This is a genomic window from Myxosarcina sp. GI1(2024) (genome assembly GCF_053543375.1).
The window spans coordinates 152,121-164,290 of record NZ_JBKGTY010000004.1 but is presented as its reverse complement, the minus strand read 5'-3'; the positions used below and the strand labels follow the sequence as shown (position 1 = coordinate 164,290).

Below are 12,170 nucleotides of genomic sequence, written 5' to 3'. Positions count from 1 at the left end.
TAGTAAAATTAATCGTATTACTCGCTCCAAATTTTAATAATGACTCGAAAAAAAATTTTCAACCATGATATCATGCACTGCACCCATGATGCTGTCGTGGGGAACTATCTCTATTCGGGCAGGGTGTTGGGTATGACCGAACCAGAAGACTTAATTCAACTTCACCCCGACTTGCAAAGTCAATGGGAAGCGATTGCCGCACACTATAACAATATTGGTTTGAGTCACAGCGAACATCCCATTTGGGATGTGTCTTTTGAAAGATTTCAAGAATATCCCGACTATGAATGGTCGGTATTTATCATTTGCGAGGAGATGCAAGATAATCATCCCGACGAATCGGGCGATCGCTATCGAGACTGGCTGAATGTAGTTGAATTAATCAACTCTAAAAATAATTTTATTCGTTTGGCACAAGAGTTAAATGTCTCCGTACCACTAACTATCTGTGCGTCTAATAAGGCGCAGTTAATCGATCGCAACAAGTTTCCCTTTCCTTGTTATCTCAAACCTGCCATATCTGTAGATGGAGTGGGAATCTATCGCTGCCAAGATCGACAGGAGTTGGAGCGAGCTTTAACCAATCTCGCTAATGATATCCCCTTACAAATGCAACAAGAAGTAGTTACTACTAAATTTTTAAATCTTCAATACCAAGTTACCAAAGCAGGAGTCGAACCACTAGCGGCAACCGAGCAAATATTAGAGGGTTATGCCCATCAGGGCAACCGCTATCCTACAGCTTATCAACCTTGGGATGTCGTCGAGCCGATGGCAAACTGGATGGCAGCAAAAGGAATGAGAGAAATTTTTGCTTTTGACGTAGCCGCAGTAGATAAAGAAGGAGAAACGAAGTACTATGCCATTGAATGCAATCCTCGGTTTAACGGTGCCTCTTATCCGACAGGAATTGCTCGAAAACTGGAGATTAATAGTTGGTCTAGCGAAACTTTTCTCACTAAACACAAATCTCTAGAGGAGATCGATCTTAGTGGTTTAGAATACGATGCTTCTCAAAGGAAAGGTGTAATTTTAGTTAATTGGGGAAGTGTTCTAGTGGGGAAACTTGCCGTCTTACTCGCCGGTTCGATCGCCCAACAAGATGAATTAAGACAGAGTTTGCGACAAAGATTACAATAAACAAATTTAATTTCAGCAGAGAACGAGCGATCGCAAATTATTGCGGTCTTTTTTTGACAAGTTCATCGTTATTTCAGCTCATCAATACCAAAACCCTCTGACAAAATTTGTCGAATTTGTTCGGCGTGTTGCTCTGCCTTCTGAGCTCGTTCTTCATAACGTTGTAATCTCTTGAGATTGCGATCGAATTTTGCGGTTCGTCTCGCCATCCGACGATATAAAGAGGCATTTTCTTGTAACGAGCGATAGGCTGCCCATAATGCTTCTTCTAACTGCTCTGATTGCAGTGCTTGGAAACTTTTTTCTGAATAGGCATGTCCGGTGCGACAGCGAAAATGAAGCAGATTGCTCTCTTCTTTTTCCCACAAAACTCCGCCACACTCAGGACAAACAAACTCAGACGGCTTACCCGGTTTGCGATCGCTGTTCATAACCGATTTCTCTAGTTCGGCAATCTCTGAGGCATATTCGATTGATTTGGAAATAGGTTCGGATGCTTCTGCCACTGGCTGACGAGCGAAATCAACTAAAGCGTCTGGAATTTCTGAGATAGGTAGGACTCGATCTACCTCTACATTTTCAATGGCATTGCGCGGCATCGAATTATAGAGGGCATCCTCGGGAGCTTGAACGATCGCCATGCCACCGCGATTTTTTACTGCTAATAAACCGACAGTGCCATTATCCAGAGTACCCGACAAGACCACGCCAACTACTGAAGAGCCATAGGCACGGGCTGCGGTACGAAATAGGGGATCGATAGCAGGTCGAGTTCCATTTTCTCTAGGACCGTGAGACAGACGAATAAATCCAGTCTCAACTAATAAATGACGATCTGGCGGTGCGACGTAAATTCGCCCCATGCGAATTGTTTCCCCATCTTCGGGATGAAAGGCTTTTAAAGCACCAGCACGATTGAGAATATTGGGTAAAACGCTATTTGCGTAGGGCGATACATGAAGTACTACAAATACTGCCGCTGGCAAATCTGCTGGCAAATCCGCTACTAATTGCTTTAGTGTTTCTACTCCTCCTGCGGATGCACCAATGACAATAATTTTGTATTTAGACATAATAGTTATTTTCTTTTATTTTAACGAATTGATAAATACTGCAATTTTTCTTTTTTACAGTCATACTTTGGCAATATTGTTTTGCTAAAAAATAAATTTCCTATTATGACTTTAGACCCGGTAATCTGCTTGAGAAAAAAATAAACTGAAACTACATTTTCAAGAAAATTCAAAAATTTAGGAGAAAAACATAATTGCAGATAATAAAGACCGACGCGGATTCGCATCTATGGATGAAGAAAAGCAACCCGAAATTGCCAGTAAAGGCGGACAGGTTGCTCATGAGAAGGGAAATGCCCATGAATTATCTTCTAAAGAAGCCCAAGAAGCTGGCAAAAAAGGCGGTGAAGTCACTAGCCAAGACAAAGAGCATATGTCCGAAATTGGACGTATAGGTGGTAAAAGTAGCCACTAAATTATAAATCACCTCTGTCTAAAGCTTCAGTTTTATAGTTGTTAGAAATACTGAAGCAGCAGTTAGATAAGTAAAAAAAGCGTATTCATTTTTATTTCGGTAAATTAAGATGACTACGCTTAAGTTTAATTTAGATATTGATAAGAACTCTACAAAAAAATATTATATCATTTCAGTTTTTAGTTAAAACAGATAATGTAAGGTGAACGGGAGCATACATAGCAGAAAAAAGTTTCAGGAAAAACGAAAATAGCGATTGCGCTCCGCGGACCCCAAAGGGATCGCTGATAATGCAGATGAACTAAAAGAGCAATCGATCGCCCAATTCAGTCAACTATTTTGGTACTTGCTTTAAGATGACTAGCGAGCGCTCTGTAACTGTAATTAATTTATTACCTGTATAAATAGTTCCTTCTTCGATTAATAGGGGTTGAGTAGTATCTATTACCACTACCCAATGCCGATTGGCAAGTCCCCCAGGCAAGACAAACTCAATTGGTTTCCAGTGGGCGTTAAACAAGAGGAAAAAGCTATCATCAACGATGCGTTTTCCCCTGGGATCGGGAGTAGCAATGGCTTCACCGTTCAAGAAAATAGCAATAGCTTTAGTTAAATCTTCTTGCCACTGTTCTTCAGTCATCTCTTGACCATCGGGATTGAACCAACCAATATCGCTGACTCCTAAACCGCGAATGGCTCGTCCCTGAAACCAGTTACGTCGCCGAAACACGGGATGTTGACGACGGAAGTAAATTAACTGGCGGGTAAAGTTCAACAGAGTCGCATTGGACTCGGACAAATTCCAATCGAACCAAGAAAGTTCGTTATCTTGACAGTAGGCATTATTATTACCCAACTGCGATCGCCCCATTTCATCCCCACCCAAAAGCATAGGTACACCTTGAGATAGAATTAGAGTTGCTAAAAAGTTGCGTCGCTGTCGCTCTCTTAATTCTAATACTTCAGGGTCGTCTGTTTGCCCTTCTACTCCACAATTCCAAGAACGGTTATAGTCTTCTCCATCTTGATTGGCTTCGCCGTTAGCTTCATTATGTTTTTCGTTGTAGCTAACGAGATCGTTGAGAGTGAAACCATCGTGAGCAGTAATAAAATTGATACTCGCACTAGGTCGTCTGCCGTTAATTTCGTAAAGATCGGAACTGCCTGTAAAGCGATAGGCAAATTCTCCCAGGTTGCTACCTTCCCCTCGCCAAAAATCGCGCATCGTATCTCGATACTTGCCATTCCACTCCGACCAGCGCAGGGGAAATTTTCCCACCTGATAACCCCCTTCTCCTACATCCCAGGGTTCGGCAATCAACTTCACATTCGATAGCACTGGATCTTGATGGATAATGTCAAAGAAAGTGGCTAGAGTCCCTACTTCATATAACTCTCTGGCTAGAGCTGCTGCTAGATCGAAGCGAAAACCATCGACGTGCATCTCCAGCACCCAATAGCGCAAGCTATCCATGATCAGTTTCAAAACTTGGGGGTGGCTGACGTTGAGAGAATTGCCGCAGCCGGTAAAATCCATGTAGTACCGTGGTTCGTCTTCTACCAATCGATAGTAAGCTGGGTTATCGATTCCCTTAAGAGATAGAGTAGGACCCAAGTGATTGCCCTCTCCCGTGTGATTGTAGACTACATCCAAAATCACCTCAATTCCAGCTCTGTGTAAAGTTTTCACCATTTGCTTGAACTCGGCAACCTGCTGTCCTAAGCTTCCTTTAGCACTGTAACCGGAATAGGGAGCAAAATAGCCAATGGAGTCGTAACCCCAGTAGTTGCGTAGACCTTTCTCCACTAAATGTCCTGGATAAGCCAAAAAATGATGAACGGGTAGCAGTTCGACGGCGGTAATATCGAGGGACTTGAGATGGGCGATCGCTGCTGGATGTGCCAGTCCGCCATAGGTACCGCGCAGTTCTTCGGGAATATCGGGGTGGAGTTGCGTAAAACCCTTGACGTGAACTTCGTAGATAATAGTTTCGTGCCAGGGAATTTGTAGTAGGCGATCGCCACCCCAATTAAAGGACTCATCAATTACTACTGCCTTGGGAACTACAGAGGCATTATCTAACCCAGAGCGGGCTAAATCTGCGTCCGGATCGTCCCAGGGATAGCCGAAGATTTCTTCACAGTGGCTCACATCACCGGCGATCGCTTTAGCATAGGGGTCAATTAGCACTTTAGCTGGATTGAAGCGATAACCCTCTTCTGGTGCATTAGGACCGTATACGCGAAACCCATACTTTTGTCCGGGGTTTATCCCAGGCAAGTAGCCATGCCAGACGTAGTTTTCTTGCTCAACTAAGGGTACGCATATTTCTCGTTCTTCTTCATCAAATAGACATAGCTCGACACTGGTTGCATTTTCAGAAAATAGAGCAAAGTTAGTTCCTTCTTCATCCCAGGTCGCTCCTAGAGGATAGACTTTCCCAGGCCATACTTCGAGCTTCATAGCAACAAAATTAGACTACTAAACAAATTTTAAAGTAACTAGTATTTGAGAAGAATCTCAACCACAGGAGTATCGGTTGAGCCCGGCTGTTAATTACTCTTCTGCCATTACAGAAGGATACGACAACTCAAGAACAAAAGTTGAGGGAAAAGGATAGACTCTAAAACTCTTTTCCCTTTGTCCGAACCAAATAATCCCATCCTTCGTACTTGAGATAGTTACTTTCAACCGAGATCTCGCTTTAGGAAACTTTACCATAACGGCGATCGCGCTTTTGATATGCTTGTAACGCCCGGTCGAACTGATGGCGATCGAAGTCGGGCCAAAAAACCTCGGTAACGTAGATTTCTGTATAAGCTAACTGCCATAACAAAAAATTGCTCAGACGCATTTCACCGCTAGTACGGATCAACAAGTCGGGATCGGGACTAGCGGCAGTATATAGATAGTTAGAAATTGTTTCCTCATTAATAGCTTCTGGATCTAACTCTCCTCGTCTAACTTTTTCTGAAATTGCCCGACAGGCTTTGACCATTTCGTGACGACTGCCGTAATTAATAGCTACATTAAAATATACCCCGGTGTTATTTTTAGTAGACTCCATCGATTGCTGCATTTCCCGTTGCAAAGATTGAGGCAAAATAGTTAAATCCCCAATAAAGTTAATACAAACTTCTTCCGCTTGCATTTCCTCAAGCTCTCTCCTCAAGAGCTTTTCAAACAAGGTCATTAAGAAACTAACCTCAGTATGAGGACGACCCCAATTTTCTGTAGAAAAAGCGTAAGCGGTTAGAGTTTCGATGCCCAAATCTTTACAATAGCGCAGCATTTCTTTAAGAGTATTTGCCCCACGGCGATGTCCTTCAATTCGAGGTAAACCTCTTTGTTTTGCCCAGCGACCATTGCCATCCATGATTACAGCTACGTGTCGGGGTAATATTTTTAAGTCGGTCTGGTTCGGTAGGGTAGATAGTAATTGGGCTGTCATGAGACAAGATTTTGTTATTAGTTGGTAAGTTGGTAAGCTGGAAATATCTTTTCTTATTAAAAAACTGTTAATTTGAGGTTAACGCCAATCGCCCCCTCGAACGCCAAAAAATCTAGCAAAGCACACGAAGACTTTAGTTATTCTGGTATTCTGGTGTCAAGCTACTACTACTTTATTGGCAAATACATTGTCAAATCTCAGTAAAAATTTAAATCACCTCTATTTTGCACAGTGAAGACCAAGATTGCCAGGTTTTCCCTGACATCAAGGAAGGAAAAGTAGCTCCTAAGTTGCTAATTGCTGCCAACATAAATATAAAGCGCGAGGTACGTGAAAACAGCCTTTCCATTTACCACCTTTGAGATTTAACAGAATTTCTCCTCGACGATCGCAATAGCCAAACCATTCTCCATATTCGCGATCACCAAAGTGCTGCCAGCTATATTCATGTATTCGTTCGAACCACTGCCAACATTCGCTTCTTCCCGTCAGGTTATAACCCATTAGTAAAGCCACCAAAGACTCTAGATGCACCCACCACAGCTTTCGATCCCATTCCAACTGCTGGGGAGGATGACCTTTGACATCCATAAAGTAATAAATACCCGAATATTCTCTGTCCCAACCAAAGTCGAGAATATTTAGTACTGTATCCACAGCCTGGTTAATTAATTCGGGGTTGTTGCGACGACGGGCAATATCCATCACGAACCACATCGCTTCAATACCGTGACCCGGATTGATTAGTCTGCCGTCAAAACAGTCGAGATGCCCCCCATCTGGAGTCACGTTTTCATACAGTAGTCCGGTTTCAGCATCGAGGAAATCGTTCATCACTTCGTAAACAGTGCGGTCGAGAACCGCTTCGAGTTGGTTTGCAGGTAATAGCCAAGCCATCTCCAAAGATAGATTGGCTAAAATCATTGGAACTGCCATAGTTTTCAGCGATCGCGTTCCTGGATAGATTTTATTGTATTTACCTTTAGGATTAGCTTGCCGGTGTAAAACATTCTCGTACGCCTGTAAAGCTACTTCTTTTGCCCAAGTTTCACCCGAAGCTAGAGCATACTTACTAAAAGCCATCGCCGCAAAACAGTCTGAAAAAACATTGTAAGGTTGCACCAAAGGTTTACCTTGGCGATCTAAAGCAAAGTACCAGTTGCCCTCTGCATCTCTACCGTGTTTGGCTAAAAACTCAGCTCCATTACGGGCAATTGTCAACCAAGCTTCTTTTGGTTCTATCAGGTTGTAAAATTCCGAAAACATCCATAGCTGACGATTTTGCAGCCAGATAAACTTATCCGTATCGTAGACCTTGCCCTGGCGATCGAGGCAGCTAAAATATCCTCCATATTGCCAATCTACTGAATGTTCCTCCCAAAAAGGAATGACGTTTTCTAAGAGGTTATTCCGATAAAGTTCGGCTAGATAATGCAAGTTGTTACTCATGGAAATATTGTGGTAAGTAAAACGATACGAATAATGTCGCTCCAATCGGTTGGTTGGTGATTAGTAGTTATTAGTTATGGTGTGAACCAATTTAATCATTGTTAGCATTGTTGGTTTTATTTTGCCCAACCTACTTACGAGTTAAATTTCTCTAGCTTAATAGAAACAATCGAACAGAGATATTATATGCAGAAGGTTGGTGAGCGAAAACTTTACTGTTGAAGTTCCCTTGCGTGAACAAAGATCGGGCAGAGGAGTACGAGTTCCCTTATCTAAATATCCACCGCTAGCTGATAAATTTGACGGCGAGAAAAGTTAGAAACTTTAGCTAAATGACTACTAGCTTGCGATCGCGTCATGCCTCGTGCCAAAAGCTGCTTTAATTCACCAATCAACTCTGCTTCAGTTAGAATCGTGGCTTCTGATGTCGCTCCGGCAATTACCAAGGTATATTCCCCCTTTGGTTGACGACTAGAATTATACAGGGCGATCGCTTCTTTGATTTTTCCTCGCCACAACTCTTCGTGAATTTTTGTTAATTCTCGTGCTAGGACGATTTCTCGTTCCTTTCCTAAAGCCGCCGCTAAATCCTGTAGAGTTTGTCGCAAACGATGGGGTGCTTCGTAAATAATCAGAGTTCTAGTTTCAGTTTGTAGGGCAGCTAGACGATCTTTTCTCAATTTATTTTTTAGGGGTAAAAAACCTTCGAAGGCGAATTTTTCCGTAGACAAACCCGACGCAGCTAAGGCACAAATTGCCGCTGTCACCCCAGGAATGGGAATTACCGAGATTGAATTGGCGATCGCTGCTTTAACTAGTTCGTAGCCAGGATCGGAAATACCTGGCATTCCCGCATCCGTAACTAAAGCGATTTTCGCTCCCTGTTGAAGCCGAGCTAGTAGTTTCTGAATCCGAGAGTTATGATTGTGTTCGTAATAGCTAATTTGAGGAGTATTAATTTGTAAATACTGCAACAATTTACCAGTACGACGGGTATCCTCTGCAGCGATCGCATCTACTTCTTGCAAAATACGTATCGCTCTTAAAGTAATATCTTCTAAATTTCCGATGGGAGTTCCTACTAGGTAAAGTATTCCTGGAGATGAATTTGGCATAATTTCGCTCTATTTATTCTCAAAGGCGATCGCTTTTTTTGGTCAAAGAAATACTAGAGATAAAAAATCTTATTTTAGAAATTTATTGTTTAGCTCATTATTTACTCAAAGCTGGTTTCAATTCATCTCTGCCCCCAATCGACTTAGAAACAAATTTACTCGAATCTTATCACCAGTGGCTTGCCTAAAAATCTAAAAGCTTGCCCGCTTTTTTGCCTAATTTAGCTCCTTTGTTGACAAATTGTCGCGAACTAGAGGAGCAGTTACCAAATATAATTTTAAATTTCGATCGCAAGTAATGACAGACCCTAAATTAAGTTTAAACCAAATTCAAGAACCAATAACCAGTGCTTCTCCAGAAGTCAAACTAATTATCGAACGAGTTCTCAAACTAGAGAAAGATAAATTATATTTAAAAACCCCGAGAAACATCAACGAAGAAATTATTAAAATTGTCAAACAAGTAATTCAATGAAGTTAATTTCTCTACAGCTCTGCAATTTTAGGCAGTTTTATGGCAAAACTCAAGTAATTAAATTTGCTAGTGGCGAGCGGAATACTACTGCAATCTATGGCAATAATGGTGGGGGCAAAACTAGTATATTAAATGCTTTTACTTGGGTACTATATGAAAAATTTACCGCTGCTTTTGCTTCTCCCGAACTATTAATTAATAATCGCGCACTTTATGAAGCTAAGATTAATGTTGCAGTGGAATGTTGGGTAGAACTCAAGTTCGAACGCGATCGCAAAATTTATCAACTCAAACGCAAGTGTTACGCTACTAAAACCCTAGATCGGGTTCAATACAGTTCCACGAAGCTATTTATGCTGGTAGCAGGTGATGATGGACGTTGGTATCCACCATTAGAACCACCAGACGAGATCGTAGAAAGTATTTTACCCCGCAGTCTCCATCAGTATTTCTTTTTTGATGGCGAACGAATCGATCGCTTTTTTCGCGGCGATGGAGATAATAAAATTGCTGAAGATACCAGAGAGTTGCTCGGAGTTAAAGTTTTAGATCGGGGTATCGAGCATCTCAAAAATGCCAAAAAAACTCTACAAGAAGAACTACAAACTTTTGGAGATCTCGAGACTAAAAAACTACTCCAAGCGCAAATAGCAGCAGAGGCAGAAAGCGATCGCGCCAGCCAACAGCTAACAAAAATTAGTCGAGAAATTACCAGTTTGAAAACTCAAAAAAAACTGATTTCCACTCGTTTATTAGATTTAAGCGGTGCAGATAAATTGCAGCAGCTAAAAGAAAAGCTGAGCGAGCAAGTACAAACTGCTAAAACTAGCTTACTGGAAACTAAGGCAGAATTAAAAAAAATTATCTCCCAAACTGCTTATACGGTTTATTTAGAAACTCCAAACGCCAAATTTTTAAAGTTAATTGGCGATTTGCGCGATCGCGGTATGCTATCTACAGGCATCAAACGAGAATTTGTACTCCAGCTATTAACTCAGCAACGCTGTCTCTGTGGCGAACCGTTAAAGCCAGAAACTATTTCCTATCAAAATGTTAGTTCTTGGCTCGAGCGAGTCGAACTGCAAGAAATAGAAGAAGCAGCGATTCATTTGGAAATGCAAGTTAACAAATTTTCTGAAAAGAAAGCAAAATTTTGGCACCGAGTAGACAAAATTCAGGCTGAAATTAACCAACGCTATAGTCAGCTTGCTAATTTAGAAACCGAACTCGAAAAAACTGCTAAAAAACTCAAAAATTATCCCAATAGAGATATTCGAGATTTACACTTTAATTTAGAAAAAATTGAAGACCAAATTAAAAGTTTAATTCTAGAACAAGGTGTAAATCAGCAACAACTTGCAGTCGCTCAAAAAGCGATCGCTAAAATAACTAAAGAAATTGACAAACTTAAAACAACCGAAAAGAAACAAGCTTTAGCCAAAAAACGAGTTAGAGCAACTGCCGCCTCTATAGATAAGCTGATTGAGGTTAGAACCCGTTTAGAAACTCAATTTCGACTTGCTCTAGAACAAAAAGTTAGAGAAATATTTAGCTTTATTTCTTTTACTCCCTATATTCCTCAGATCGATCCTAATTATCAGCTAACTTTGGTCGAAAAGACTTCTGGAGCTGAAGTACCAGTTGCTGCATCGACAGGAGAAAATCAAATACTCAGCCTGAGTTTTATTGGTGGAATTATCGATCGCGTTAGAGAATAGAGTGAGCGTAATACCCTGATGGGACCAGATAGTAGCACTTTTCCCGTGGTTATGGATTCTCCTTTTGGTAGTTTAGATCGAATTTATCGCCGACAAGTAGCCAGAGCTATTCCTCAATTAGCCCATCAGCTAGTAGTGCTAGCAACTAAAACTCAGTGGCGGGGAGAAGTTGAAACTGAAATCGAGAATCACATCGGTAAAGAATACATTTTAGTTTATCACACTCCTAAATCTGATTGCGAACCAGATTGGATAAAACTAGGTGAGACGAGCTATCCTTTAGTCAAACTCAGCGAAAACAACTTTGAATACAGTGAAATTATTATGGTGGAACGTTTTAGCTAATATTTTTTTTTTAATATTGGGAAATATAAGAAATGTCTTTGTTTAAAAAATATTCATCGAGAAAATTGCTTAAGTAAGAGGAGAAACTACCGATGTTGATGTTGGATTCCGAACAAGTTCGATATTGTCAAGTTACAGGCTATATAGATAATCGACAAAAAACTGTATCGGGACTAGTATATAACGGGAAAGTTTTTACCTTAGCAAAATCTTTTGAGAGAAGTGAGTTACAACAGGCAATCAAAGAATGTCGAGAAGATTACTTAGATCATGAAGTACGTTCCCAGATTCCTACTCTGTTAGTTAAAGATAAAACTAGTGTAGGTATTTGGCTTCAGGATAACCGCTATCAAACTACTCAACAAGCAGCTGCAGTATCCTCAGAATCTCATCCATCAACTACAGTCAATATCGCTCGAATTAGCGTCAGACAAATGGCGCTCGAAATGCGAGCCAAAGATGGTGTAGAAATTAAAACTCGCCGTCACAAATTAAAACTATATCAGCGTTGTTTTTTAGGTAATGAAGCTGTTGATTGGATAGTTAAAAAATATAATGTTTCTCGCGCTGATGCCGTCTTACTCGGGCAAAAACTCATCGATAAAAAAATCGCTCATCACGTATTAGATGAAAATCAGTTTGAAGATACAGATTTACTCTATCGTTTTTATGAAGATGAAGGCAAAAGCATTTGGACGGATAAAATTGTCTAGCAACAAACGACGCTCAGAGCTATAGACAATGCCAGTTCAAACCAAGTTCTTATTTGACGCGATCGCTAGTTTTATTTAAGCTGTAATTTTACTACCTGCTCGAGATAATTATCGGTCATAGTAAAATATAGCAATACGTACTGTTATTAGAACACTTCTTACTCATTACTTACGAACTAGTAATTAAACTTGTCCTAACCAATTAAGGTACTGCGATAATTGCTGGTTTGAGAAACTAAATTAACAAGAATAGCGGCTAAATTTTGACTGGCTTC

Annotated in this window: 9 protein-coding genes and 1 pseudogene; 5 read left to right on the top strand and 5 right to left on the bottom strand. The window is 40.8% G+C overall.

Annotated features, from left to right (window positions below; genetic code table 11):
- Positions 1-39: 39 nt before the first annotated feature.
- Positions 40-1,140 carry an ATP-grasp domain-containing protein gene (locus tag ACLFKQ_RS18215; RefSeq protein WP_449001192.1) on the top strand — a complete coding sequence of 367 codons (1,101 nt, stop codon included), beginning with the start codon at positions 40-42 and terminating at the stop codon, positions 1,138-1,140.
- Between the two features lie 68 nt (positions 1,141-1,208).
- On the opposite strand, the gene ACLFKQ_RS18210 is transcribed toward ACLFKQ_RS18215, so the two are convergent.
- Positions 1,209-2,213, bottom strand: a complete 1,005-nt coding sequence (locus ACLFKQ_RS18210) for a chemotaxis protein CheB (protein ID WP_449001191.1) — start codon at positions 2,211-2,213, stop codon at positions 1,209-1,211.
- A 190-nt stretch (positions 2,214-2,403) separates the two neighbouring features.
- On the opposite strand from ACLFKQ_RS18210, the gene ACLFKQ_RS18205 reads away from it, so the two are divergent.
- Positions 2,404-2,628 carry a KGG domain-containing protein gene (locus ACLFKQ_RS18205; protein WP_449001301.1) on the top strand — a complete coding sequence of 75 codons (225 nt, stop codon included), beginning with the start codon at positions 2,404-2,406 and terminating at the stop codon, positions 2,626-2,628.
- Between the two features lie 334 nt (positions 2,629-2,962).
- Here ACLFKQ_RS18205 and glgX read toward each other — a convergent pair whose 3' ends face one another.
- The 4 genes from glgX to rsmI all read right to left on the bottom strand — a co-directional run bounded on the left by glgX (position 2,963) and on the right by rsmI (position 8,644).
- Positions 2,963-5,092, bottom strand: a complete 2,130-nt coding sequence (gene glgX, locus ACLFKQ_RS18200) for a glycogen debranching protein GlgX (protein WP_449001190.1) — start codon at positions 5,090-5,092, stop codon at positions 2,963-2,965.
- A 241-nt stretch (positions 5,093-5,333) separates the two neighbouring features.
- Positions 5,334-6,080, bottom strand: a complete 747-nt coding sequence (locus tag ACLFKQ_RS18195) for an isoprenyl transferase (RefSeq protein ID WP_449001189.1) — start codon at positions 6,078-6,080, stop codon at positions 5,334-5,336.
- 285 nt (positions 6,081-6,365) lie between these two features.
- On the bottom strand, positions 6,366-7,529 hold the full coding sequence (locus tag ACLFKQ_RS18190) for an AGE family epimerase/isomerase (RefSeq protein ID WP_449001188.1): 1,164 nt from the start codon (positions 7,527-7,529) through the stop codon (positions 6,366-6,368).
- A 272-nt stretch (positions 7,530-7,801) separates the two neighbouring features.
- Entirely contained in the window at positions 7,802-8,644 is an 843-nt protein-coding gene (gene rsmI, locus ACLFKQ_RS18185) for a 16S rRNA (cytidine(1402)-2'-O)-methyltransferase (RefSeq protein ID WP_449001187.1), read from the bottom strand.
- 298 nt (positions 8,645-8,942) lie between these two features.
- Here rsmI and ACLFKQ_RS18180 point away from each other — a divergent pair, with 298 nt between their 5' ends.
- The 3 genes and pseudogenes from ACLFKQ_RS18180 (at position 8,943) to ACLFKQ_RS18170 (ending at position 11,895) form a co-directional block, all read left to right on the top strand.
- Positions 8,943-9,119: a hypothetical protein gene (locus ACLFKQ_RS18180; RefSeq protein ID WP_449001186.1), complete on the top strand. Its 177-nt coding sequence runs from the start codon at positions 8,943-8,945 to the stop codon at positions 9,117-9,119.
- A pseudogene (locus ACLFKQ_RS18175) lies at positions 9,116-11,182 on the top strand (AAA family ATPase). The gene ACLFKQ_RS18180 and the pseudogene ACLFKQ_RS18175 overlap by 4 nt, the downstream one beginning before the upstream one ends.
- 92 nt (positions 11,183-11,274) lie before the next feature.
- On the top strand, positions 11,275-11,895 hold the full coding sequence (locus ACLFKQ_RS18170) for a DEP domain-containing protein (protein ID WP_449001185.1): 621 nt from the start codon (positions 11,275-11,277) through the stop codon (positions 11,893-11,895).
- Positions 11,896-12,170: the final 275 nt, after the last annotated feature.

Excerpts from the sequence above, each read along its gene's own strand:
- ACLFKQ_RS18215 (WP_449001192.1), top strand. The coding sequence starts at position 40 with ATGACTCGAAAAAAAATTTTCAACCATGATATCATGCACTGCACCCAT.
- ACLFKQ_RS18210 (WP_449001191.1), bottom strand. The coding sequence starts at position 2,213 with ATGTCTAAATACAAAATTATTGTCATTGGTGCATCCGCAGGAGGAGTA.
- glgX (WP_449001190.1), bottom strand. The coding sequence starts at position 5,092 with ATGAAGCTCGAAGTATGGCCTGGGAAAGTCTATCCTCTAGGAGCGACC.
- ACLFKQ_RS18195 (WP_449001189.1), bottom strand. The coding sequence starts at position 6,080 with ATGACAGCCCAATTACTATCTACCCTACCGAACCAGACCGACTTAAAA.
- ACLFKQ_RS18190 (WP_449001188.1), bottom strand. The coding sequence starts at position 7,529 with ATGAGTAACAACTTGCATTATCTAGCCGAACTTTATCGGAATAACCTC.
- rsmI (WP_449001187.1), bottom strand. The coding sequence starts at position 8,644 with ATGCCAAATTCATCTCCAGGAATACTTTACCTAGTAGGAACTCCCATC.
- ACLFKQ_RS18180 (WP_449001186.1), top strand. The coding sequence starts at position 8,943 with ATGACAGACCCTAAATTAAGTTTAAACCAAATTCAAGAACCAATAACC.
- ACLFKQ_RS18170 (WP_449001185.1), top strand. The coding sequence starts at position 11,275 with ATGTTGATGTTGGATTCCGAACAAGTTCGATATTGTCAAGTTACAGGC.